This window comes from Flavobacterium anseongense (genome assembly GCF_021608185.1).
Lineage (GTDB): Bacteria > Bacteroidota > Bacteroidia > Flavobacteriales > Flavobacteriaceae > Flavobacterium > Flavobacterium anseongense.
The window spans coordinates 34,571-60,425 of record NZ_JAKIHN010000006.1 but is presented as its reverse complement, the minus strand read 5'-3'; the positions used below and the strand labels follow the sequence as shown (position 1 = coordinate 60,425).

The window sequence follows — 25,855 nt, the reverse complement described above, 5'->3', positions numbered from 1 at the left end:
AAAAGAATTTTGAAGTCGCAAGTTACTAAAATTACCTTTTAAACAAGTAATTCTATCCATTGCTTTTTAACTATTTCCCAATCAAAGCTTTCGACTGATTCTTTGCCCTTTTTCGATAAATCAAATGCTAGATTTGGTTCTGTAAAAAGTCGGTTAATTTGATTTGTCATTCCATCAACATCATCATCGTTTACTAAAAGTGCATTTACATTATGCTCTAATAAATAAGGGATTCCACCAACATTTGTTGACACAACAGGTAAGCCCAAAGCCATGGCTTCGATAACACTAATTGGTGTATTATCAAAATGAGTTGTATTGATAAAAACATTGTATTCCTTTGATAACTCAATCCATTCTTCTTTTGATAATTTACCGGTAAAAACAACTTCAATATTGTTTTTTTTGGCAAATTTTAAAGTTTTTGCATAACTATCATCTTTTTTTGGACCTACCATACAAATTTTAGCTTCTGGAAAAGCAGCCTTTATTTTGATGAAGACTTTAACTGCCATCAACGGATTGTATATTTTAGCAAATGATCTTACCCAAAGTATTTTTGGCAATTTAAATTCTTTGGATGCCGATGGATATAATTGCATTTCAATAGTGTTGGGAATATATTTTAAATTAGTATATCCACTTTTTTTAAAAGCTTCAAATAAGTAATAAGATGGTGCAATATTTATATAGGCGTTTTTAAAAATTAAATTTGAAAAGAATTTACTTCGCACAATTCTACTTGGTAAATTACCTCCGTGAAGTTTAGGAATGTATTTTAAATTCAGAATTCTACACAGTTGGGAAATAATAAAAGCATACCAAAAATTCTTGGTACTGTAGGTGTCTATTAAAACATAATCAACTTTTTTGGCATATTTGAATGTTTTCAATATCATCTCAAACATTCTTGACAGTTTATTTTTCTTGGATGAAGCATAGTAAACACAAAAACCTTCTGCTTCCAGAAACGTTCCTAATGTTTCAATAGAAGTAGAAGTATAGCCGTGATCGGATAATTTGTTACCTATGTAAAGAAGGTTCTTCATCCATATATACTTTTAATAGCGATAACGAATATACAAAAGCTGGTGCGGCAATTCGCATTGCAGCATGATTAATTGTTAGTAACCAAAATAAAACAAAACAAAACATATATATATGTTGTTGATTGTCAAGGAATAAGAAAAATGGCGTGAATAATACTATTAATAAAGCTATAATCCCCATCATTCCGTGCTCTGCTAGTGTTCGCGAAATTTCGCTATGCGAAGCTATAATATTTCCACCTGATTTTTCTTCTCTTACCTCTAATGCTTTTGCAACGCCAATACCAAAAACCGGATTGTCAAGAAAATCATCAATCTCACTATCCCAAATTTCTTCTCTACCTGTCAATTGACTTTCTTTCACTCTTCCCGCTGCATCCTGATTGGCATATCGCTTATCTATTAATCCACCTGTTTGATTGGAAGTATATAACCAAGTTAGAAAAAATCCAATTGACATAAAAATCAAAAGACGATAAAGATTAAATCGTCCATGGTTTTTTGTCTTTATAAATAAATAAAATAATAAAATAATAATCATTATAAATCCGGTCACCATTCCTCCTCTGGAAAATGTAACTAATCCCCGGTATGTGATATTAAATAATATTACTAAATTTATACATAAAAGCAACTTTGTTTTAGATTCTAAAATTAATCTGGAGAAAAACACAAACATTCCAATACCTAGTAAGGTAGCCACCTGATTGGGGCCAAACCCACCCGATGTTGCATTATTGGAGCCGGTTCCTACTAAAACTTCTTTTAAATCAGGAGTATATAAAATTAAATAAATTGTTGTAGCAAAAACAGGCAACCCAATCATCAACAATATATTATTTATTTGTGATACTAGAATTTTTCGATTGTAACAATATAAAGACGCGACTCCAAGACATGCCGGTCCCGAAATATTGAATGCGATTGCCTTTCTAACTTCCGTTTGCATGTTTAGCGTTTCAGTAGCTATGATTACTCCGGGTAATAACAATATCAGATAAATCCAATAAGGGACTGCATTTTTAGAAAACCCACTATAGTACATTCCCAAAGCTAAGAATACCATCACACCATATTTAGAGGATTCATAAAGCAGATTACCACCTGTCATTCTCAAAAGAACTTCGCTTCCAACTATATAAGCAGATACATATAACACTTCATTATTTCTGTTTTGCGTTTTCATTACATAATACAAACCAAATGCAGGAATACAAATAGCATATACAACCGATAATGAACGTACAAGATAAATTAAGACCGCTATTGCAATATGCAAAAGAATCAATAAAATATAGTTTCTTTCTTTCATATTTTATAGACTTAAAATCCAGTTTGAATATTTAGCAATAACGCCTTCTTCTGAATTATTTTCAATAACAGTTTGATAAAGTGAGTTACCCATTTGAATTCGCAAATCATCTTCAGCTATAAATTTCAATAATCTTTGATAAAACAAATCAGCATCACTTGCATCAATAATAAACCCATTTATTTCATCTTTTATAATTAAAGGTATTTCTCCAACCTTTGTCGAAACTACGGGTTTTTTCGAAAGCCCATATTCAATTAAAGCTATGGGCAAACCTTCCGATTTTGAAGTTAAAATTGCTATGTCTGATTGATCTATAATGTTTTTAATGTCGCTTTTCGAACCGTATATAAAAACATTTTCTTCTAAATTCTTATTTACAATTGCAGCTTTTAACTTTGCTGAATAATCATCTTCAAAATCTTTTCCTACTAAATGAAACGTCCAATCTGTATGAGATTGCTTCAATTTTTCAGCAACTTCGAGCAACAAAAAATGATTCTTTTGGTCTCGTAAATTAGCCAGACATAAAATCCGTTTTCCCGATTGTCCTTTTAATATAGTTTCGGCACTTGTCGAATTATCAATAGTCGTAAAATTAGGCAAATAAATTACTTTTTTACAATTCAACTCTTTTTCTGCCCATTCTTTAAGTTTATAATTTACGACAATAATACCCTTGAAAAAAAAGGAAGCTATCTTTAATACAAGCGATTTTTCAGAGCTAATAAATTCACTCAAACCATTGTGGTCATGCCAGATTATCTTAACTTTTGGATAAACGAATTTAACCATTAATGCTGTGAAATAAGAACTGCTGTGTGGCTGGAGAAATTCAACTCGATTTTTTTTGCAATATTTCCTTAATCTGAAAACAGCTCCAAAATCTAAGGTTGACTTTTTCTTTAAGAAAAGATAGGGAACCGAATTGTTCAACTGATTTTTTAATTTTCCTTCAGCTCTAGTGGCGACCAGCCCTGAAAACTCATTTCTGACTGATAACGCATTGGCATAATTAATTGCCATTTTTTCGGCACCGCCAATTTCTAATGAATCTATAATCTGAACTATTCTCATGATTTTAAAAGCAGTTTAATTTCATTTTCAAAAACATCCATAGTAAACTGTCTTGACCATTGAATTGCTTTATTCACTTTATCCTGATACAAATTATTATCCTTTAAAATTGATTGAATGCTTTGAACATCTTGATCCAATTTCAAATCGAGCAAGATGCCTCTTTTACTATTTTCGAGCATATTCGGAACGCAGGAAACTTTTGAAGCTATGGGCAAACATCCCCAAAACATTCCTTCGGCTACCACTTTTGGCCAACCTTCGCTCAGGGATGGTAAAACTACAAAATGATTTTCTAAATAAGCCTTTTTAATCGTTTCCTGATTTTGATTGCCTTTAAGAAAAATAACATTTTCTAATTTATTTTCAGCGATATAAGATTCAAGTATGGCTCTTTCATTTCCTTCTCCATAGAGTGTTAATTGTATATTATTGCCATTGTTGTAAAGTTTTTCAACCAACTGAATCGCATACAAAGGCTGTTTTCCATTGGAAAGTGTTCCAACAAAGAGGAATGAAATCTTTCCCTCTAAATTTCTGGGTTTTACTTCTATTTTATCCTTTTCAAAATAACTTGCTGTGAAAAAAGGTTTGATGTTTTTTGTGCTGTTTTCCCATTCGCCATAGACTAAAACCTGCATGTTTTTGGTTAAAAACGTGTTGCTCAAAATCCATTTTTGAATGCGATAACTCAAAGGCTGATTTGCATTTGAATCCCAATTGCCTGCATATTTTGCGGTTTTAGGTTTAGAAGGGAAAAGTATTTGAACCAAACAACCTAACAAACCAATATTTCCGGGACAACGCAAATGAATGTGGTCGGCTTTTTTCATAGTTTGGTATATTTTCCATACTATTGAAGGCATGACTGCCAAAGAATGCAAAATATTTTTAAAACCGGAAATGTCAAAATTAGCAACAGGAACAAAGTTTATTTTATCATGCCGATAAAACTCTTGTATCGGACTTTTGGAAGTAGTATGTAAAGGCGCAACCAGTAAGACTTCGGAAACGTTCTTTATCCATAAATTCATTTCGCGAACGTAAGGTTCATAGCCATAATAGTTTCCCAATTCTTTACCATGAATGACATGAGTTATTATGGCAAACTTCATCGCTATTTATTTTTTTTGCATTAACATGGTCACATGCATACATTTGAACAAATGACTATCTGATTTAGCCGACAAATCCCAATCTTTCTTATGCCATTTTTTTCCTATGCTTTGTTTTTTTTCTTCAGATAAAAAAGGAATAAAATTCATTACAAAATACCATTTGGCCTTACCTAAAAGTCCGTGACGCTCAACTATATTAAATGTTTTGGCAAATTTAAAATACGTTTTTTTAGTAAATGGCCATTCCCAATCTTTATCCGATTGAAACGGTCGATACATAACCCTCATAATTTTTATTGGTAAACTGGTTTCTAAAGGATCATAACTTATAATAACACCACCCGGTGCTAATTTTTCATCAAGTTTAGCTATTAAAACATCCGGATTTTGAAAATGATGCAAAACTCCATAGGCATAAATGATGTCAAAATCTTTATCCGGAAAATCGGTTTCCGAGAGAAAATCAGCGGAAACAGCTTTAGCATTTGGATAGGGTTTGATTCTTTCGGCAAGTCTTGCTATGGCAATATCACTCAAATCAAGTCCAATAAATTCCTTGCTGTGTTCAGCCATATACAAACTCCAGTGATTACCGGCGTAACAGCCTAAATCCAATACTTTTTTATTAGATAAATCGCCAAACCAGGTTTTGTGTATTTCATAAGATTCGCTCAGAATCCCTATATCTTTTCTGATTTTTTTTAATGTTTTCTCTCTGAAATAATACCAAATTTTGGTTGGCAGGTTTTTTCTATCACTTTTATAATTATAAAAATCTTTTTGTTTTTTATTGATTTCAATAATTTCTTCCTGAGTCTTCATCTTTCTTATAAAGGTTTGTTTATGAATAATGAAAGCCATCCGGTTACTCTTCCACTAAATTCGGTAAATGCTTCTTGTCTTTTGTTGGTTGTAAATATATTGCTAAATCTTATAAAAGTCAACAATAATACTATGGCATGCCATTTAAATTTAGCTTTTAACGAAGGATTTGGATATTTAACCCGCCAAACATACCAGCCATTTCTTACTACCATTTTGCCATATTGATATTTATTAGGCCTACCTGATTGATCGTGAAAGTGGCCTAATTGCGCATTGGTATTGACATATAGTTTGCCCGTTTTGGAAAGTCGAAGCGTAAAATCGGCATCTTCATATAGGCCATATCCTTCAAAATAAGTAGAAAATGTAAACTTGTCAAAGACTGATTTTTTGAAAGAAGAAACGCCTCCCATTAATTGCTCTACTTCGTAAATTTTGCCTGATGGTGGTAAAAAACTAACACTTCTTCCATTAGAGAACTCAGGTAAAAACCCAGGTTTCGTATCGCTATCCAGTCCAAATCTTTTTCGTAACACAAACCGACTTCCATCTTTTTGTTTCCAACCATCATAGGCAAACTCTTTAATTGTTGGAACATAATCTTCGGTTACTTTTTCCCATTTTGATTCGTTGTTTATATATCCTCCAACACCAAGAGCATCTGGAAAAACACCATAAGCTCTTATGATTTCTTCAAAATAGTTGGGTGCCAAAACCGTATCATCATCCAAAAAACAAACAACTTCTGTATCGTTTGCCACTTTTGAAACGCCAAAATTTCTTTGCTTGGTTAAACCTCTATGCTCTGGCGGAACCTTAAAATAGCGCAAATTTTGAAATTTATTGCTTTCTAAAATTGTTCCCGTTTCATCATTAGTCGAACCATCAATTATTAAAATTTCGTTCGGATAAAGCGTTTGCTCCTTTACTGAATTTAATAATGTCAGTAACGGATTTGGGCGCATATATGTACAAATGATTAGTGTAAAATTCATGCTCGTTTTTTTAATTCAGTTGCCCAATATACGCTTCTGTTCCATTTTTGCCTGAATGTTTTTATGTATTTGAATGGGTTTTTCAAAAAACTGCTATTCAAATTTTTTATAAAAATCATTGATTTATAGTTCTGTATTTGCTCTTTTGTATCATACATCAATCTATACAACATAACCGTTGGCGATGGCTTTGGTTGTATTTCATCATGCTGCCATCCCAAAATCGGTTTGGTTCTAAAACCTCCAATTGGTGCTTTCAAGTGCAGAATAGTTGTGGTAGAGATATATAAAATATCAAATCCTTTGTTCCTCAATTGCATTCCGAAATCGGCATCTTCTCCAAAACCAAATTCAAATCCCATATTAAACTTCAATCCTTTAATACAAGAGGATTTTACAAAGGCATGTCCTGCACCAAAAACCGGGAACTGCATCGGCAATTGTGGTATAACAGTTTGTTCTTTTAAATGGCAAGCAACTAAAAACACTTCATTTCCTATAGTTTGAAATGTTTTCATGGCAATTTCGAGTAAATCATTTTCAAAAATAATATCGTCATCAGCCATGAAGGTAAACTCGCTTTCTATCATCAACAAACCAATGTTTCTGGCATTACAAGCTCCGGTTTGATGCGTAAAATGTTGTTTTATGACAAATGGCCATTTTTTATTTTGAATAAAATCCAAATCAGAAGTACTGTTCATATCCGGATTTTGCTCAATTACGATGACATTTTTTGGTAAAAAAGTTTGTGCTGCTAAATTATTGAGAACATTAAATAAATAGTCTTTTCGGCCGATAGTTGGAATCAAAACATCAATCGTTCCTTGTTCGACAATCTTTTTATTTGATTCTAATGGAATTTGATTTAACAGTTTCGAATCGAGCTTTCTTCTTTTATAGCATAATGAACTTAAGAATGGAAGTAACGAAAACTTCTTTTCAAAAAGCAGTAAGTTGAAAAACAATAGAAAAACCCATCGCGCTTTATAATGCTGTTTCGTAAATTTAAAAAGTTCCTGAAGGCTTGATTCATTATTGAATTCAGAAACTTTATTTTGCAACAGTAACTTCGGTTCAGAATAGCATAACAAACCAAAGAGCATTGCTCTTCGTGCAAACGAATTCAGGAAATAATCGAAATTATCTTTAGCGTATAAATCATTTTTACAGGCATTTAAAACCGAAGCGTGAACTGCTCCAACCCTACTACTCATTTGCCAACTTGCATATCGTACTTCTTTATTTATCTTGATATAAGGTGAGTCTTCAATATAACCCAATCTTCTATCAAAATAATCAGTTTCGGGATTATAAGAAAGCAGCATTTTTTTATGATGAAATAGTTGAGCTATTTCAGTAATATTGAGATTGCTCTTCTCACTTTCATGACACCAAACGATTATTTCATCTTTGAATTTTTGAGCAAAATCAAGTAACACAGCAACAACATTTCGATTGATATCATTCGAAAAATCGATTGCTTCAGTTGAAACAATTTCAGAGATTTTTGATTTGTTATGATAAAATACAATCATTAAATCATATTATTAATTACTTTTTGATAAAAATCAGCGCTTTGTTTGGCAACGACTTCGATGCTAAATTTTTCTTCTATTTTCTTTCTGGCTTCGATACCAAATTGGTTTCTTAATTCAGTATTTTCAAGCAATTCTAAAATTTTATCCGCATACATTTTGTGATTTTTTGGATGCACTAAAAACCCATTTACTTCATCATCAATAACTTCGATTGCCCAACCAATATCGGAAGCGACAACTGCTTTCTTCATCGCCATGGCTTCTATCCAAGAAACGGGTAATGCTTCGGCAAAGGTTGGAAAAACACAAACAGCAGCGGAAGTAATATGCTCCTTAATCTCGTCATAAGCAACACTGCCAATATAATTCACATTTCGCAAAGCATTTTCATCAAATAAAGATTGCATCATCGCCCAAGTGGAAACATTTCCAGAAATAATATCAGCAGAATCACGACCAATCAAAATTAATTTGGCGGCATTGTTTTGCTTATACACTTCGTTAAAAATCAAGGGCAATTCTAAAAGTCCTTTTTTTCTAATCAAAGTTCCAAAATATAGAATAGTATTCTCTTCAACTATAGTTATACTTTCCGTTGAAAACTTATTAATATCAATACTGTTTGGAATAATAGTAAAATCGCGTTCCAAAGAAAATAATTCTTTAGTTAAATCTGCTGTGTATTGACTAACAGAAAGTAACGCATTGGCATTTTGCAAGGCTCGTTTTTCATGAAATTTATTCCAAAATTTTACCGGGCGATTATCCAAATGGCAAAAATAAGTATCTGAACCATTGAGCCGGATAATGATTGGGCATTTTGGTTTTATATTTGACGTAATTCCTGTCCAATCAGGCGCTTCTACAATGTCTACTTTATTTTTTTTAACCAGCGAATTGATTAGTTTTTCAATTTTTTTTTGAGTCAATAATCGTGATAATCCTTTTACTTTTATGTTTTTAATTTGGTAAAAAGAGATATTATTTTCTACAAAAAAGTCATCTTCTTTTTGGCCATAAATTAAGATAGTTACTTCATGTCCGGCGCTAATTAATCCACTGGAAAGATTCAAAATACTTGTCCCAATTCCGCCTGACGAACCCAATTTTGGATGAGGAAATTCCGATGTTAGAAAAGCAATTCTCATCTTAATTGGAACTGTTATGAATATAATAAGGTGATAAATCTTTATCTAAAACGGTCATTTTTGAAGGCAGAATAGTTTTCCTGTCAGCTACACTTTCGGTTACGACTGCATTTGCGCCTATAGTTACATTATTCCCAATCGTAATATTGCCGAAAACACCGGCATTTGGACCAATAAAAACACGATTTCCAATAGTTGGAACTCCTTTTTTTTCACCATAATTGCTAACGCCGATAGTCATTCCCTGCGAGATATTACAATTTTCGCCAATAACCGTATCACCATGAATGACAATATTTCCAAAATGACCAATATATAATCCTTTTCCGATTTGAGTTCGGTACGAAATATCAAAACCATACTTAACTTTTAATCTTCTCAGCCACAAAAAGAAAAAATAAAACAACATTCTGTTTTTCCTTCTGTAATGTTGGGTCAAACGAAAAATAGTCATGAATTTCAATCCAGGATTGGGTTGCAGATAAAATGTAGAAAATAAGACTCCGATGGAAATCTTTTGGATACCACAACGTTTATAATCGGATAGAATATAGTCTTTCAGCATTACTTTTTACATATTTTGCCTATGGCACTCCAGATTCTTTCGGAAGCTAATTGTGGCGGATGTTGGTTAATTTTTTCAAACCATTGTTGTGCATTGGCAACTATTGCATTGGCATCATTATTCAGTGTTCTTTCTATAATCTGTGCTATCTCATTTGGACTGTTTATCCAAAACACGGATTCCTTTGAAGGCATTGATCTGAAATGAATAAAGTTATATATTTTTTTCACAGACCAATCCGGAAACTGCGCATTTGGCACATCATAATTGATAAAACAACAAGGTTTATTAAAAGCCACAAAGTCAAAAACCATTGATGAGCCCAAATTTACAACTAATTCCGAATGAAAGATAGTATTCATTTGCAGTACTAAATCTTCTTTAGTCGGTAAAATGGTATTCCAACCTTCTCCAATTTGTTCCCATTTTGGATTTAAACTGGTTATTAAATCTTTATTTTCATTCAAAACCGATTCAAACCGATTGGAAAAGTCTACCGGACAACGACGAAATAATATACCGAGCTGATTACCATTTGCATTTAAATGCTTTACGGCTGCAACAACGTCGGATAAATACTTTGGATCATTAGGTGAAGTTGTCACATCATCACCCGAAAAACATATGTATTTCTTATTTAAGTCTAAATCATGTTCTTTATAAAAAGTTTCTTTTGATTCTACAATCGTTTTGTCAAAATGTGTTATAAATTGTGGAGTTCCGGCAACTATAATTTGATTTTCTACTACATTCGGATAGTAATACTGAAGTTCCTTTTTCATGTGTTCACTCCAAACAAAATAATAATCGGTTTCAACTATTTTAGTTCCTTTTGGTAAATTATCCCATGAAAAAATAAATGTTGCTGTTGGTATTCCTAAATCCTGAGCTGCCAAAATACATGCAACAGCCGAAGTGATTCTTTGATTGGTACAAAAAACCATTGCCGGATTTTCTGCCTGAAGTGTGGCTAAACTATCGAAATACAATTTGGTTTTTCGTTCGTTTTCAGCAATTTTTTTTCGAACTTTTTTTAATCCGCTTGCTGAATTATTCCAAAAGATAAACCATTGAACTACCAGCGATTTTAGTGCGTTTTTGATTCCTTTGTAAGAAAACGGAAAGCGATATGAATCATAAACTCTATCTTTTGATTTCTTTATGTTTTGGCTTAATTCAATTTGAATTTGTGCGTTTTTCAAAAAATCGGTAATGGGATGCGTTTTTGGATTGACAATCTTTATTTCCTTAATCCCTAATTTGGTTAGATCGAAAAGAGTAGCATTCCAAAAAGTAATTTCAAAACCATTGTCAATACCCAATTGATGAAAATTAGTAAAGGCAAAGTTTCGAAGGCCAACGCCATCAGGAAGTAAAATGAAAACTTTTTTGTTTTGCATTGCTATTCAATTAAATCATTCTTTTAATCTTGCTTTTGTATTTGGCTAACTCTTTTTCAACAGTAACACTAAACGGAAAATTATCAAAATAGTCATTGCCGCCTTTAAAAGAAACCAATTCCTTAACCGAGGATTGGTAATGTCCTTTAGAAGATTCCAATGCTTTTATATGATTGTATAAAAAGGGAAATAATTGGTACTCTTTTAAAATTAATTCACGCGCTTTAGTAATTCCGTCAAGATTATTTTCCCATTTTTTAGAAGCAACAATTTCTTTTAAAAATAAATCGACATGCTTATCGTTTGGGTCTAATTGAATATAGGAATCTTTCGGAAAGAAATTATCAATTAAATTACATCCAAAGTAAATTGGCATGGAATAACTTAAATAGCAGTCCATGATTTTTTCTGTCCAGTAATAATCGTTTTTATAATTTTCAAAAGCAATGGCATATTTTGCCGTACTCATAACATCCCATTTATCATCAATTGGATTAATTCCTCTTCCGTAAAGACCTACAAATGACAATTGCAAGGCACTAATTTTATCCAAATAATCCATTCTAACATTGTGTATTTTAGATGTTCTTTGATTGCTGGTTACCCAAACAATTTTATCTTCTTTTTTTAAATCTTCAACTTTTAGTGAACTTAAAAAATCATAATCCTTATTCACATGCCACGGAAGCGCACAATGCGTAAGGAAATTGTTTTTCTTTATATCGACTGTGTTAAAAATTTTCGATACATTTTTATTAGCGTAGTGTCTGTATTTAGAAACTTCGTTTGGCGGTTCTATACAAAGATGAATGATATTATCTCTGTTTACTTTAACTGAAAAATCTTCTTTTGGATAATCTAAAACCACCAAATAATCACACTCTTCCGCATCATCCGAAAAAGTATAATCTCCCCATTGCATGGAACCCTTTGGTGTTTGCTTTTTTAGGTCAAAACTTTTAAAATATCTTTCTATTCTAATTACCATCTTTTATTAAATTTTGATTGATTCCAATGGTCAAATCTCCGGTTTCAAAGTACTCAAAGTTATACTTTTTCAAAATAGCATAAATCATTTCTCTGCAGTCAAACTCATCGTGTATTTCAATGGCAACACATTTTGTCTTTTCAAGGAAAGAAATATCGCCATTGCTAAAAAGCTCTTTTTCAGAACCTTCAATGTCTATTTTCAAAATATCGACAACATCAAAATTATATTCTTTCATCAAAAACGGAATCGAATAAGCCTTTAAATCGGTTTCTTCATTGGTTTCTTCTACACGATAAGACCAATCGTTCTGGTCTCTGAAATCGTTAACCAGTTTCAGATTGGTGTTTTTACTCCATAATCCGCCTTTTATTTTTATGGCAGTAGTGATGTCATTCATTTCAAAATTATCACCAATACTTTCAAAATTTGAGCTATCAGGTTCAATAATTATAAAGTTAGAATTTGGAAAATATTTTGACAGATAAACCGATGTTAGCCCAATATTACATCCGGCATCAATAATATTTAAACTTAAATCATCCGGAAAATTCTTTTTAAAAACAGCAACTAACGGCTTGTATTCATCATATTGATAGATTTGAGCAAATACATTTAAATCGCTTGATGGTCTTTTTCTGAGTTTGATGGTAACGCCAAAATTCGGATAATTTGATATGTACTCTTTTTCATTTTCTGTTTTAAAAAATCCATTAAAGGAAATTAAATGAAAATAGTATTCGTTTACCAGTCTTTCCTGCTCAGTGGTTTTCATACCAACAACTCTTTTAAACAGATATTTTAAAACTAAATTTCTGTTGGCTGCATCTAACCTATGTAAGTGAAATAATTTTTGCATTTTATTTTAATAATTGTGCGGCATTAATCCATTGCCAAATATGAAAACTACTCTGATTGTCGCCTTTAAAAAACAAGTCTAATTCTGATTGCAATGCTGCTTTGTCAAACCAATTATTTTGATATAACAATTCAATTTCGGCTTTAACCCAATCTTTCAAATCTTCCGAAAGCCATTCTCTTTGTGGTGTTTGCAAAGGACGTTTGGGTGCTAAAACTAAGTCTTTTTGCAGAAACTTTTCAGCTATTTTTCGCAGCATCCATTTTTGAACACCATCTTTTAACTTAAATTCTTTTGGTCTGCTGAAAACGTATTCCACCAATTCATAATCTAAAAAAGGCTCACGCAATTCTGTTCCGTGTAACATAGAAACTCTATCGTTAAAGCGCAGTGCTCGTGGAATTTTAGTATAAAACAAATCGCGGTATTGCAGATTTAGTAAAGCATCATCAAATGGTTTTGGATAAACTGTTTTGGCATAATTTTTAGCAAAATCGACATCGAGAACATTGGTTCTGAAAGGCGATTTTGTAACGCCCTGAATGATATTTTGAGAATTATTAGTGTAATAATCATAACCTGCCCAAGCTTCATCTGAACCTTGACCATCGAGCAATACCTTCACTCCTTTTTGTCTTGCAGTCTGAAATATTTTGGAATACGCTATGGTTGGAATTCCGCCATAAGGTTCACTTTGATTTTGAGAGATTTTCAACGAAAGTTCAGGAACTTCATTAGCGGCAAGTGGACAAATACTCAAATGGAATGGCCTGTTTTCCAACATCGATTTTACCCAAGTTAACTCATCATAACGATCATCATTGGTTATAAATGTAAAAGCTTCAACTGCTGTTTTATCAATATCCTGTTGGTCAATTAGTGCTAATAATGTGCTCGAATCTAATCCGCCGCTAAGATTAAAACCTACCGGTACATCAGCTCTGAAACGAAGGTTGATAGCTTTTAAAAGTAGATTAGTGATGTATTCTTCCTCGTTTTGATGGAAATGAGATTGCAATTTTGAAATTTTATCTTCAAAAGAATACCATTTCTTAACCTGAAGCGAATTGTTTTTATAAGTCAAAAAATGTCCACCGGGCAATTGATGTACGTTTTGCCAAAAAGTCTCATTGGGCAAACCATAACTTCCTTCAGAAAAAAAGTTCAACCATACTTTATCATTTGGCTTTTTGGCAATTCCATTTGCATGAATGGAATTAATTTCGGAAGCAAAACAAAATGCTTCGTTATCAATAAAATAATAAAAAGGCTTTACGCCAAATCGGTCGCGAGCGGCAAATAACTGTTGCTGATGTTTGTCCCAAATGGCAAAAGAAAACATCCCATTGCATTTTTCCAGACAACTTTCACCCCATTCTATATAGGCCTTTAACAAAACTTCGGTATCTGATTGGGTTCTGAAATGATGCTTACTTTGAAGCTCATTTCGCAACTCGATATAATTATAAATTTCACCATTAAAAATCAAAATGAAATTACCACAATCGCTGGTAAACGGCTGATTAGCATCGCTTGATAAATCAATAATGCTCAATCGGTTGTGGCCTAAAGCTATTTTGCTTTCTTCACAATAAAAATCCATAAAATCCGGTCCACGATGTTTTTGTGCTTCCAACATTCGTGAAATGCTGGTTTTAGTAGCTTTCTGACCTATGATTCCAACGATACCACACATCTTACAAATTGATTTGAGTGAGTAATCGTTCGGCAGTTTCCCAATCTTTCATCGTATCAATATTGACATGATATTGGGGATTGCTTTCTAAATATGCGATAGATTTTCCGTAAAGTGATCCATTTTTAATCACTGAAGTTTTAGTAATGTATATTGAACCGTCGCGGTGAAAAGCTTTTGGCAAATCCTGTCTTCTCGAAATTATTTGCTCTTCACCAGTGGCAATTTTCAGCAGTCCGTTTTCACTTTCTTCGAATGCCCAATGTGGATTGAATTCATGTGGAATTTGCAAAACACTTATCAAACAATCGGCATTTGTATCGATGAATTTTTGAATGGCGATATCAACGCTGCCTTTTTCTCTAAACGGCGTAGTTGGTTGCAGAAGGCAAACCGCATCAAAAAAAATATGCTGTGATTCAAAAAATGCAACCGCATGCTGAACAACTTCAAGCGAAGTTGACGTATCCTGTGAAAATTCGGCTGGTCTTATAAATGGAGGTTTAAAACCTGTTATTTCTGCTGCTATTGCTATTTCTTCATCGTCTGTTGAAACAACTATCTCCGTCAAAAGTTTGGAATCCTTTGCAGAATGTAAGGTATATTCAATCAGAGGCATTTTTCCCAAAAGTTTGATATTCTTTTTTGGAATACCTTTAGAACCACCACGAGCTGGTATCAGACCAAGAATTCTCATTAATACGTTATTGTTTTGTGAAATTGTAAAGGAAGTTCTTTTAACAATCTAGCTATTTTTTCACCGGCATCACCGCCACCATAAACTTGTGAAGTGGCACGGGTATTTTTTTCTAAAATTTCAGTGACCGCAGTAATAATATCATTTTCATCATAAGTAACATCAAGAACATTATTCCCTCTGTCACGGCGATTTTGTCTGGAGCCAATATTTACAACCGGAACGCCAAGATACGCACATTCACGAATTCCAACACTTGAATTTCCTATCAAACACAAGGAATTATGCAATAGATTTAAGAAATCGTCTCCTTCCATATTTTTGAAAAAATGAACATTTTCCATTTTGTAATTTTCTCTGAAAGAACGAATTCCGGATGAAGTTCCATCGGCACCTGCATCAACATTTGGCCAAAACCAAAGCGTTGGCTTGTCAATTTTTTGAATTGCGCGTAACGTAGCTTCGATATGTTTTCTTGAGTCTTGATATTCATTCGTAACCGGATGCTGCATCACTACAAGATAACCGTTATCTAAATTAGGTTGCGAACCAACGCCACCATATTTTTCATACGGATTAAAAGTGAGCTTTGTGTTTTTAGCAACTTCCTGTGCGATATCGATGGATGGACAGCCTGTATTAAAAACCATAGCCGGATTTTCACCCAATTGGATTACCCTTTGCTTGGCATTTTCGGAAGCCACAAAATGATAATCAGCCAATTTTGTTATGGAATGTCTGACTTTCTCGTCTATATTTCCGGTTACTTCGCCGCCTTGAATGTGAGCTAACGGAATATTCATATAAGAAGCAGAAATTGCGGTTGCCATCGTTTCAAATCTATCGGCAACAGTCACTACAATGTCAGGTCGAAGATTATCAAAAACTGTCGACAATTCAAGTATTCCAATTCCGGTAGTTTTGGCTGCAGCTGTTAGGTTTTCGCCTTCCAAAACATTGAAAACTTTGGCGGCTATTTCAAAGCCATCCTTTTCAATATAATTAACGGCACTTCCATATCTGTCTAATAAAGCCGATGCCGCTACGATGAGTTGCAACTCCAATTCCGGATGCTTTTTAATGGCTGTCAAAACTGTTTTTACACGGCTGTATGATGGTCGGGCTGTAATAACAACAGCTATTTTTCTTGTTGTACTCATGCTAAATCTTCTTCATTCAAAAAATCCCATTTGGATTTATTGTTTTTCAATTTTCTGCCAATAACTTCTTTAAAATTCTGAGCTGAAATACCGAAACCTTTTGGCTTTTTAGTTTCTAAATCATCAAAAGTAATTACATGTCCAGTTGGCAAATCTTTATTGATAGCTAATGATTTCTCAAAGATAGATTTTAGTTCATTGAAAGCATCATTATTGTTTTTATTGATTGGATTTTGATTAGCCAAATGAATATCATTTACAGCTTCCGCCAACAGTTTTGTTTCTTCTATGGTTAACGATGCGATGGCGTCCGGACCAAAAAGGTCACGATGGAATACTACATGAAATTCTAATAATTCAGCACCAAGTGCGACAGCTGCAATTCCCGTGGAAATCTTTGCTGAATGATCTGAAAAACCGGTTGAAACCTGATAACGTTCTTTCAATTCATTGATGACATTCAAACCATATTGTTCGGGCTTTGTTGGATAGGCTGTCGTGCATTGCAGTATGGAAAATTTGGCGTTTTTACTTTTCAGAAAAGTAACCGTTTCATCTAATTCGGCAAAGCTGCTCATGCCAGAAGAAATGATAATAGGTTTACCGGTTGCTGCGATTTTTTCCAACAGCAGTAAATTATTTACTTCTCCCGAACCTATTTTATAGGTGTGAACACCAACTTCTTCGAGCCAATCAACGGCAAGATTGCTGAATGCCGAACAAATGAAATCTAAACCTACTTCATTACAATGTTTCTTGATTTCTTTCCATTGTTCTAGTGTAAATTCCATTCGTTTCCAATAATCAAAACGCGTGGCGTCTTCTTTGGAAAATTTTATGCGAAAAGGTTCATGAATACTACTTTCTGCTTCGGCTATATGCATCTGAAATTTAATAGCCTGAACACCGGTTTTGGCAACGGCATCGATATACGAATGGAGAATTCCCAAACTTCCATCATGAGCTTGCGCAATTTCGGCTATTAAATAGGGTTTATTATTCATCAAAATATATTGAAATGGAAGTAAAAATAACTATTTTTCTGGTTTCCAATATATTTTTGCTTCGTTTAATTTGAGGTAATTGCTATATTCTTCAGAAGTTAACCCATTTCTATTAGAAATCAATTTTGGAATGGCAAAAATCAAATCAAAAATTGCCCTAAATAAAGGCGAAACGACTTTAAAATTTCCTTTAAAAATCTTGCTTTTGCATTGCATCCAAATAGAATAGGCCAACTTTCTTGGAATTTTTGAAAGTGGAAAAAAGAGAAAATAATTATACCAATCGGCACGCAATGACCTTCTGTAACGAAAGGTAAAATCCTGGTTGGTTTGTGTTCTGTTTTTTAAATCAACGCGATGCTGAACCAATAATTCGGGCACATAATGAACTTCCCATTTCTTTTTGAATAATTGAAGAGAAGCAAAATTCTCTTCGCCATAAAACCCAAACCATTCGGCATAATTAGGAATATCGCGCCAAGCATTCATTCGCCAAATGTGTCCACAGCCTACATAACTTTTAACTTTTTGGGCAATTTCGGCTGTTGAACTGTTTTCAGGTTTGTCTTTTCCCCAAAAAATTCTGGTGGCGATTACTCCACAGCTTGGAGTATTGGAAAAGTAATCAGTAATAATCTGTATTGGATTTTCATTTAGAATCTGCGCATCATCATCTAACGAAATGGCAAAATCAGCAGTTGTTTCGTTTAACATTTTATTTCTGCAAAAGATATAGCCTTTTGAGACTTCGTTTCGATGTAAAATAACTTCGGGAAAATTGGTTTTGATTTGCTCGAAAGTGCCATCGGTTGAACCGTCATCATACACTACACAACTTACATTTTCATTGAATAAATGTTTGGTTGCATTGAGCGTAAAAAGCAAATCATCACAACGATTTTTGGTTGAAATTAAGATGGCAGTTTTTATTTGTTCCATAGAAACTTGATAAAAATTCTACCCATTATTCGTTTAATAAAGATGGCTAAAGCATTTTGCTTTTTATATGGTTCAATACTTTTGAAAAAAGCCGAATCTATTTTTTTGGAATCATCATAAGAATGATTTAAAACCACTTCATCTGTATTGTTTCCCATGTGATACGCGAAGGTTTTAATCGTTGAAAGGCGGTATAACCCTTTTACATCTGCCAAAGAATCTATAAAATAATTTTCATACGAATTCTTGAATTTGATCTCGGGAAAAGTATAAATATTTCTAAACTGCTCTGTTCTGTAAGTAGAAATTACGTGATAAGCTCCAACAACTGAAATACAATTATTTTGGTCTAAAACAAACTGTTTTTCTTTCCAATTGTATTTGGTTTTTCTATCGATTAGTTTTGGCAGATTGGTTCCGGCAAGGTATAAATCGATGTCGTAATCAGCCACATATTTGTCATACTTGATTTGACCTTTAAGAGAATTCGCGAACACACTTTGGTTAAAATGAATGGCCAAATAAGGAAGCGGCATCGGACTCACAACTCCGGCTTTTGGAATCTTATTAAAAATTTCGAAAACCGCTTTTTCCCAACCGCTGTAAAATAAAACATCAGCATCGGCAATGGTTACGAAAGGTTCAAAAACGCCGCGAACTTCATTTATTACAGCATATATTTTTCCTTTATTCTCTGAATAATAAACGTATTTATCAATGTTGTCTTTATATTTATCCAGAACCAAATCAATCTTTTTACTCGAATTGTTGTTGAGTAAAGTGATATTGGTTGATTCAAAATTTATTGTTTTGCTAAGTGATTCCAGACATTTGTCGAGAACAACATCTAAATTTTTAAAATAAGCATCATCAGAATCGGGAATGTAAAAAACCACTATAACCCTATGCGGTTTTAGCGTATTTTTTTCTGATTTGTTTTTTACCGGATTTTCCCCTTGACGCATACAGTTTTATTTTGAAGAAATTCTTCTTTGGATTTTTCTAGAGATTCCCGTTACTTTAATAAAATCACTCAAAGATATAGTTTTAAATAAAAATAACATTTTTACAAACCGATTTCCTTTTCCTTTTTCAAAGTAGCGTTTTAGGAAACTTATTCTTTTAGCTGTCACTTTTTCTATCAATAATTCTTGGTCAAAAAATTGGACTTCTTTATTCCTCTTAACTAAAAAATCAAAAAAGCGCAAGGAATTTTTGCAATCTGCATTGGTATAATTGGAATATTCATCGAGCGTGATTTTTATTTGCTCTTTGGTAAATGAATCCAGCACATTCAAATTGCTTAACATTCTCAATTTACATTGAAAGGCATTATCTGATTGTATATTGCTTTTGGTTTTTGAAATCTGGTTGAGATGTACTCTGTATTCGAGCAATATTTCACTGATGTTTGCCAATTTGCCTTTGGATGCTAGGCGTGTCCATAGTTCATAATCTTCGGCTGGTTCAAAACTGCTGTCGTATTTGTTTTCGACAAATGTTTGTTTTGGACCCATTATGGTTGGATGAAAAAAGCAAGTTTCGAAACACAATTTGACGATAATTTCCTCATGCGTTGGCGGTTGACGGTGTTCTACAGTAGCACCTATTAACTGAATTGATGTCCCGCACAAAATTACATCCGGATTGGATTCGAGGAAATTAAATTGTCTTTCAAAACGATTGAGCATGCAGATATCGTCGCCATCCATTCGGGCAATGTATTTCCCTTTCGCCTGATCAATTCCCCAGTTTAAACTATTTGTATAGCCCGAATTTTTCTCTTTAACGGTGAGTTTAATTCGGTCGTCCTTAAATTGCTGAATGATTTTAACGGTACTATCAGTTGATTTATCATCGATAATCAGCAGCTCAAAATCGGAGAAAGTTTGATTTAAAACACTATCAATACAGTCTTTTATATAATTTTCACAATTATAAACCGGCAACAATACAGATAGCTGAGGAGAATTCATTGGTTATATTTTTATCCAGGTTTCGGGGATAATATCATTGGTATTTGTATTGTCATTCAGCCATTTCTTTGGAGCAATAACAATTTTGCTTTCGTTTTTATTTAACCACGCTGCCCACCAACTAAAGCTACTGTTTGCAATAATATTGTGTTTGCAGCTTGACATCAACTTTAAATCCTCAAAGTTAGTTAATGCGTCATTAAAATCGATAAAATTTGTCTCGTGCTTTGTATACAAATTGGCTTTAGACCAATTTATATCATCCGAAAACACAAAAAACACCGGATTTTCAACGCTACTTTCTATACGTTCAATGGCTTCTTTGTAATAGCTGCTTTTGTCGGTGTTGTGTCTTTCATTATTTAAAAAGTCGCCTCTTCTGATATGAATAGAAACCGAATTAACGCTTTCGATATGGGCAAGTGCCGCTTTTGATTTTTCTTTTAACGGAGCAATAATTTCAAAATCGTTTCTGATTTCATTTTGATGTTTCAGGAAATATTTTTCCGATTGAAAATAGCCTTCGAGAAAAATATAATCGCCCTCGAGTGAAAACACATTTGAATTATAGCCAAAATCAGCTTCGCGATATTTTATGCATTTGAAAAAAGTCTTTAGAAATTTGGCAACAAAACGATTGGGTTTCTTGTAGAAATTGCTTTGAATATTGAAATGCTGCAAAGAATAATTGTGGAGTTTATAGGTTTCGAATCCCGAAATATCGAGTGCAAACTTTTGATTTTTTTCGATAGCCAGCGATTTTGCAACTGCATATTGAAACAATTGATTTCCTAATCCACCATAAATTCTAGTTACAATCATTGTTTATTTTAATTTCCAGTTTTCCCAAACAAACTCATATTGGTATGTTAGTTCATGAGTTTTAGAAAGACTTTCCTGAATTTTATTCATTCTTTCTTTGGCATTATCGAATAAAAAGTCATGAAACTGAACCTGTATGTTTTTGAAATAAGTGATACAATTATTTTCTATTAACGATTCCAATAGCTCGTATTCTCCTCCTTCGATGTTTATTTTTATCAAATCGATTTGGGTAATGTTATTGCTTTTAATAAAATTTACAATCGATTTTAGCTGAATGGTTTCGAAATTTTCTGTTTCTAAAAATACCGAAGATGAATTATCTGAAAGGCTGATATTCATTTCTTCATCTTTACCTGACAATCCATAATTGAATGCTTTTACTTTTTTGTTGTCACTGAATTTCCCTTTGATGATTTCGAAAAAGTCCTTAATTGGTTCGAAAACGTAAATGGTTGGATTGTATTTTTCGACCATATCTGCAGCAAATTCACCTTTATAACCACCAACATCAAAAACAACTGAGTCGGCATCCAAATCATAATCCAATCGCAAAGTTCTGTCACCTTTGACAGTAACCCAAGGTTGTACTCTTTGAAATTGTATCAAATCATTTCCCTTAAGCTTTTTGCCTTGGTAGTTGATTAATTTTTTAATGATTTTTTTTAATCTTTTGATCATTTCTTCTTGTTTATCAGTTTTTGGATGCGTTTTAAAAAACCGAGTTTAATTTTTACATACAATTTAAAATAATTTGGTGCTTTTATGATTATTTGTTCTTTTGGCAAAGTACTATCCATATCATCTAAAAACTTGGTAATAAAAGGAAAGAAATTATCGGTATTGAGACTTTCTTTTGCTTCTTTTTTAAGTATTGGAAGTCTTTTTTCAAACTCGTTATTCTTGATTCCTTCTTCAATAATTTTTACGCTTTCTTCAAAATTATTAATATCAATTCGAATATAAGCTTCTTTGTTTACATAGTCATCTAAATTTGGGCAACCATAATAAAACGGCAATGTATGCGCGTACAAACAATCAAATAACTTTTCGGTAACCCAATCATCACAATTATCATTTTCAATGGCAATCGAATATTTATAATTGGCTAACACATCCCATTTATCATCAAAATCTTTTATACCACGACCAAAAACATCGAGCTGATCGCCAAAATGATTCTTTAGTTTTTTAACAAAATCAAGTCGTTTTTTGTGTCCGGCAGTAAACACTTTATTGGAAGACACGACCGAAATTAATCTTGTTTTTTCGGGTGTATTTAATGCTACTAATTCGTCATAACTTTTTCCGATAAACCACGGATTAGCATTATGAGTATAGATACAATTTCTGTGCTTTATTTCTCTTTGAACTGTAATAATAAGTCCGAACTGATTTAAAAATTCCTGCAGAAATTTTGTGCTGGTTTCGTAACATTCACCCGGAATAAAAATAATATTTTCAGGATTACATTGTACACTTTCGATATTAAATTTATAATCGCCAAAAACTACCCAAAAGTCACATTCTTTTAGTGAATTATCTATAACAAACTTATAGTTTCCCCATTCTCCGGATGACTTTGGAGTTTGTCTGAATATGGGAAAATCATAACCGAAAGATAATTTTACAATTTTCATGAACTATAATTTTTTCCAGCTTGGATTCAGAAAGAAAAGTCCTGCGGCTCTTGGCAAATTTCTGGAAGTATAAGTACCGCCATCGACAATTTTAAAAGTCATGATGTTATCGATAGCATCAAAAATTTCGTGACCTGTTGTGTTATTGCTGGTAATATTAATGCTGTAAATTCCGGGGAAAAGTCTTAAATCTTTTATAGTGACGCAATATTCTTCCTCTTTCTGGGTGTGGATGAGTTCATAATTGGAATCTCTTGGCATGATATGAAAGATAGGCATATCATCGGAAGATCTTATTTGGATGCCAACTTCCGATTTAGATTCATTGGCGTTGTTTCTGATTTTGAAAGTAATATTCAAATCATCACCCATAGAGAAGTCCTGAGTACTTAAATTGTTTTGGTTTTTAATTTCTAAAGAAATAAATTCCATATTTCTATTTCCTTTTCTATCCGTTTGCTCATTTAAATAAACAACACTGTCTTCATAATTTTCTATAGAAGTATAATCGCTAATAACGTCGTCAATTTTTCCGATGCTTTTTATCATCCCGTGCTCGAGCAATATCCCTTGTTTGCAAAATCCTTTGACTGCAGCCATATTATGACTTACAAACAAAACCGTTCTTCCTTGTCCTTTGCTGATATCGCCCATTTTACCGAGACATTTCTTTTGAAATTCAGCATCACCTACAGCCAAAACCTCATCAACTATCAGAATTTCACTTTCAAGGTGTGCGGCTACAGCAAAGGCTAAACGAACATACATACCGGAAGAATATCTTTTTACTGGTGTATCAATATATCTTTCAACTCCCGAAAAATCGATTATTTCATCAAGCTTACGGGTAATTTCCTTTTTGCGCATTCCTAGGATAGCGCCATTCAAATAAATATTTTCTCTGCCTGATAATTCGGGGTGAAAACCGGTTCCAACTTCGAGCAAACTGGCAATTCTTCCTTTTACTTTTATTTCGCCTGTGGTTGGACTTGTAACTCTGGAAAGCAATTTAAGCAATGTACTTTTTCCGGCACCATTTTTACCAATTATCCCAACGGCGTCACCTTGATTAATTTCGAAATTAATATCTTTTAAAGACCAAACGATGTCGCTTTCTCCTTTTGAACTTCTATCGTTTGTTTCTCCGATTTTTAAAAAAGGGTCTTCCTTTCCCATAACTTTTGTTAACCAAAAACGTTCAATATCGCGCGATATTGTACCGGTACCAATTTGGCCTATTTGATAAGCCTTTGACAAATTTTCTACGTGTATGATTGGCTTACTCATTAGATGGTATCAACAAAGTTTTTCTCGGTTTTATTAAAGATTACAATTCCGATAAATAATATAATAATGGTCATTAAAGTAGAATATCCGAGACTCCATAAAGTGAATTCTCCTTTACCCAAAAAACCATATCTGAAAGCTTCTATAATTCCTGTCATTGGGTTTAATTCAACTATGGAATTATAGCCTTTTTCACGTGCATAACTTAGCGGATAAATAACCGTTGTAGCGTACATTAACAACTGCACTCCAAAGGTTACTAAAAAGGTTAAATCTCTATATTTAGTGGTTATTGCAGTTATTATTAATCCTAATCCTAATCCAAGTAAAGCCATCAAAACAACCAAAATTGGGAATAATAAAATACCAAGTGTTACATGAAAGCTGGTTCCTTCAACCGGGAAAAAATAAAAGTAAACCATCACTAGTATTAATAATAATAATTGGACGCCAAAACGAACCAAATTACTAACTACTATACTCAATGGCATGATTAATCTTGGAAAATAAACTTTCCCAAAGATGTTAGCATTGTCTCTAAAAACGGTACTTGTTTTAGTTAAACAATCTGCAAAATACGCCCAAGCTGTAATACCAGATAAATAAAAAAGATATTGTGGTAAACCATCAGTACTGATTCCGGCTAAATTTCCAAAAACAAAAGTAAAAACTATGGTAGTAAAAATAGGCTGAATAAAGAACCACATAGGGCCCAGAATCGTTTGTTTATAAAAGCTTACAAAATCTCTTTTTACAAAAAGCAGCAATAAATCTCTATAATGCCAAAGATCTTTGAATTTAATATCAAAAAGCGAGGTATGCCCTTTTATTACCAAATCCCAATCCTGAGATTGACTATTGTTTTCCATTACAACTTTTATTGATTTATTGTTAACACCTGCAAATATATAAATTAGAGCACCCTATAAAAAGAATTAGCCTTATTTATTTGGTATTAGTTTATAAAGTGAGAAGTTAGGGTATTATTTATTAAATTTATACCCATTAAATAACTTATTTTGATTCATTTCTTCAAACAAAAGCCTTATTTACGTGATTTAATTCCGAATAATTATATAGATATTCATTCTCATTTATTACCCGGAATTGATGATGGTGCTGTTACTATAACAGATACCGAAAATCTTATAAAAGGTTTGCAGGAAATTGGTTTTAAGAAGTTTATCACCACACCGCATGTTATGAGTGATGTGTGGAAAAACACCAGCAGTCAAATAAATGAAAAGCTATCGACTACAATTCAGGAATTAAAGATTTTGAATGTTAATGTTCCTATCAAAGCGGCAGCTGAATATATGATGGATGCCGAGTTTAGAGAATTGTTCAAAAAGGAACGATTGTTAACTTTAAAAGAGAATTATGTTTTAGTTGAGATATCTTATTTGAGTCCACCAATTCAATTATATGAAATACTATACGAATTGCAAACTTGTGGTTACCAACCTGTATTGGCGCATCCTGAAAGGTATAGTTTTTACCATCATTCGATGAATGATTACAAAAAACTAAAGAATATTGGCTGTTTATTTCAACTAAATATGTTATCGACAACGGGTTACTATGGTGAGCATGTAGCTAAAGTTTCGAATACTCTTGTTAAAGAAGGTCTGATAGATTTTATAGGTTCTGATGTTCATCATAGCCGTCATTTAGAAGCTATGCATAAAAAAATTGTTTTGAAAAACTATGAGTACCTGACTCCAATTTTTCAAAACAATTCTATTTTTGATTTTTAA

General features: G+C 33.0%; 25 protein-coding genes. 1 reads left to right on the top strand and 24 read right to left on the bottom strand.

From position 1 onward, the window contains the following. Positions 1 to 38: 38 nt before the first annotated feature. The 24 genes from L1S35_RS09620 to L1S35_RS09505 are packed head-to-tail and all read right to left on the bottom strand — an operon-like array spanning position 39 to position 24,967. Positions 39 to 1,049 (bottom strand): glycosyltransferase family 4 protein, encoded by a 1,011-nt coding sequence (locus tag L1S35_RS09620; RefSeq protein WP_236400007.1) that lies wholly within the window; start codon positions 1,047 to 1,049, stop codon positions 39 to 41. Continuing rightward, complete coding sequence (locus L1S35_RS09615; protein WP_236400004.1) at positions 1,024 to 2,361, bottom strand: O-antigen ligase family protein; 1,338 nt, start codon at positions 2,359 to 2,361, stop codon at positions 1,024 to 1,026. Before L1S35_RS09615 ends, L1S35_RS09620 begins: the two co-directional genes overlap by 26 nt. A gap of 3 nt (positions 2,362 to 2,364) precedes the next feature. Next, the gene (locus L1S35_RS09610; protein ID WP_236400001.1) at positions 2,365 to 3,438 is read right to left on the bottom strand and encodes a glycosyltransferase; all 1,074 of its coding nucleotides are present in this window, start codon (positions 3,436 to 3,438) and stop codon (positions 2,365 to 2,367) included. Then, positions 3,435 to 4,553 carry a glycosyltransferase gene (locus tag L1S35_RS09605; RefSeq protein ID WP_236399998.1) on the bottom strand — a complete coding sequence of 373 codons (1,119 nt, stop codon included), beginning with the start codon at positions 4,551 to 4,553 and terminating at the stop codon, positions 3,435 to 3,437. Before L1S35_RS09605 ends, L1S35_RS09610 begins: the two co-directional genes overlap by 4 nt. A 6-nt stretch (positions 4,554 to 4,559) precedes the next feature. After that, a complete protein-coding gene (locus tag L1S35_RS09600; protein WP_236399995.1) occupies positions 4,560 to 5,378 on the bottom strand; it encodes a class I SAM-dependent methyltransferase in 819 nt (272 codons plus the stop codon). A 5-nt stretch (positions 5,379 to 5,383) separates the two neighbouring features. After that, entirely contained in the window at positions 5,384 to 6,376 is a 993-nt protein-coding gene (locus L1S35_RS09595) for a glycosyltransferase family 2 protein (RefSeq protein WP_236399992.1), read from the bottom strand. Then, positions 6,373 to 7,914: a glycosyltransferase family 2 protein gene (locus tag L1S35_RS09590; protein WP_236399989.1), complete on the bottom strand. Its 1,542-nt coding sequence runs from the start codon at positions 7,912 to 7,914 to the stop codon at positions 6,373 to 6,375. Before L1S35_RS09590 ends, L1S35_RS09595 begins: the two co-directional genes overlap by 4 nt. After that, complete coding sequence (locus L1S35_RS09585; protein WP_236399987.1) at positions 7,914 to 9,065, bottom strand: glycosyltransferase family 4 protein; 1,152 nt, start codon at positions 9,063 to 9,065, stop codon at positions 7,914 to 7,916. Before L1S35_RS09585 ends, L1S35_RS09590 begins: the two co-directional genes overlap by 1 nt. 1 nt (position 9,066) lies before the next feature. After that, complete coding sequence (locus L1S35_RS09580) at positions 9,067 to 9,630, bottom strand: serine O-acetyltransferase (protein ID WP_236399985.1); 564 nt, start codon at positions 9,628 to 9,630, stop codon at positions 9,067 to 9,069. Next, positions 9,630 to 11,030, bottom strand: a complete 1,401-nt coding sequence (locus tag L1S35_RS09575; RefSeq protein ID WP_236399982.1) for a glycosyltransferase family protein — start codon at positions 11,028 to 11,030, stop codon at positions 9,630 to 9,632. Before L1S35_RS09575 ends, L1S35_RS09580 begins: the two co-directional genes overlap by 1 nt. Positions 11,031 to 11,040: 10 nt before the next feature. Next, a complete protein-coding gene (locus L1S35_RS09570) occupies positions 11,041 to 12,018 on the bottom strand; it encodes a glycosyltransferase family 10 domain-containing protein (RefSeq protein ID WP_236399979.1) in 978 nt (325 codons plus the stop codon). Then, the gene (locus tag L1S35_RS09565) at positions 12,008 to 12,877 is read right to left on the bottom strand and encodes an FkbM family methyltransferase (protein ID WP_236399977.1); all 870 of its coding nucleotides are present in this window, start codon (positions 12,875 to 12,877) and stop codon (positions 12,008 to 12,010) included. The genes L1S35_RS09570 and L1S35_RS09565 overlap by 11 nt, the downstream gene beginning before the upstream one ends. Before the next feature lies 1 nt (position 12,878). Further along, a complete protein-coding gene (gene asnB, locus L1S35_RS09560; RefSeq protein WP_236399974.1) occupies positions 12,879 to 14,573 on the bottom strand; it encodes an asparagine synthase (glutamine-hydrolyzing) in 1,695 nt (564 codons plus the stop codon). Between the two features lies 1 nt (position 14,574). Beyond that, positions 14,575 to 15,270, bottom strand: coding sequence for an acylneuraminate cytidylyltransferase family protein (locus L1S35_RS09555; RefSeq protein ID WP_236399971.1), 696 nt, complete (start codon positions 15,268 to 15,270; stop codon positions 14,575 to 14,577). After that, positions 15,270 to 16,430 (bottom strand): UDP-N-acetylglucosamine 2-epimerase, encoded by a 1,161-nt coding sequence (gene neuC, locus L1S35_RS09550; RefSeq protein WP_236399968.1) that lies wholly within the window; start codon positions 16,428 to 16,430, stop codon positions 15,270 to 15,272. The genes L1S35_RS09555 and neuC overlap by 1 nt, the downstream gene beginning before the upstream one ends. Beyond that, positions 16,427 to 17,434: an N-acetylneuraminate synthase family protein gene (locus L1S35_RS09545; protein ID WP_236399965.1), complete on the bottom strand. Its 1,008-nt coding sequence runs from the start codon at positions 17,432 to 17,434 to the stop codon at positions 16,427 to 16,429. The genes neuC and L1S35_RS09545 overlap by 4 nt, the downstream gene beginning before the upstream one ends. A gap of 30 nt (positions 17,435 to 17,464) precedes the next feature. Beyond that, complete coding sequence (locus L1S35_RS09540) at positions 17,465 to 18,373, bottom strand: glycosyltransferase family 2 protein (protein ID WP_236399962.1); 909 nt, start codon at positions 18,371 to 18,373, stop codon at positions 17,465 to 17,467. Beyond that, the gene (locus L1S35_RS09535) at positions 18,361 to 19,338 is read right to left on the bottom strand and encodes a glycosyltransferase (protein ID WP_236399959.1); all 978 of its coding nucleotides are present in this window, start codon (positions 19,336 to 19,338) and stop codon (positions 18,361 to 18,363) included. Before L1S35_RS09535 ends, L1S35_RS09540 begins: the two co-directional genes overlap by 13 nt. A gap of 6 nt (positions 19,339 to 19,344) precedes the next feature. After that, entirely contained in the window at positions 19,345 to 20,349 is a 1,005-nt protein-coding gene (locus L1S35_RS09530; RefSeq protein ID WP_236399956.1) for a glycosyltransferase family 2 protein, read from the bottom strand. A 3-nt stretch (positions 20,350 to 20,352) separates the two neighbouring features. Continuing rightward, positions 20,353 to 21,171, bottom strand: a complete 819-nt coding sequence (locus L1S35_RS09525; RefSeq protein WP_236399953.1) for an alpha-1,2-fucosyltransferase — start codon at positions 21,169 to 21,171, stop codon at positions 20,353 to 20,355. Between the two features lie 3 nt (positions 21,172 to 21,174). Continuing rightward, complete coding sequence (locus L1S35_RS09520) at positions 21,175 to 21,852, bottom strand: FkbM family methyltransferase (protein WP_236399951.1); 678 nt, start codon at positions 21,850 to 21,852, stop codon at positions 21,175 to 21,177. Continuing rightward, complete coding sequence (locus L1S35_RS09515) at positions 21,849 to 22,811, bottom strand: glycosyltransferase family 10 domain-containing protein (RefSeq protein WP_236399946.1); 963 nt, start codon at positions 22,809 to 22,811, stop codon at positions 21,849 to 21,851. Before L1S35_RS09515 ends, L1S35_RS09520 begins: the two co-directional genes overlap by 4 nt. 3 nt (positions 22,812 to 22,814) lie before the next feature. After that, positions 22,815 to 24,098 (bottom strand): ABC transporter ATP-binding protein, encoded by a 1,284-nt coding sequence (locus L1S35_RS09510; RefSeq protein WP_236399943.1) that lies wholly within the window; start codon positions 24,096 to 24,098, stop codon positions 22,815 to 22,817. Further along, positions 24,098 to 24,967 carry an ABC transporter permease gene (locus L1S35_RS09505; RefSeq protein ID WP_236399940.1) on the bottom strand — a complete coding sequence of 290 codons (870 nt, stop codon included), beginning with the start codon at positions 24,965 to 24,967 and terminating at the stop codon, positions 24,098 to 24,100. The genes L1S35_RS09510 and L1S35_RS09505 overlap by 1 nt, the downstream gene beginning before the upstream one ends. Positions 24,968 to 25,117: 150 nt before the next feature. On the opposite strand from L1S35_RS09505, the gene L1S35_RS09500 reads away from it, so the two are divergent. Continuing rightward, the gene (locus L1S35_RS09500) at positions 25,118 to 25,855 is read left to right on the top strand and encodes a tyrosine-protein phosphatase (RefSeq protein WP_236399937.1); all 738 of its coding nucleotides are present in this window, start codon (positions 25,118 to 25,120) and stop codon (positions 25,853 to 25,855) included.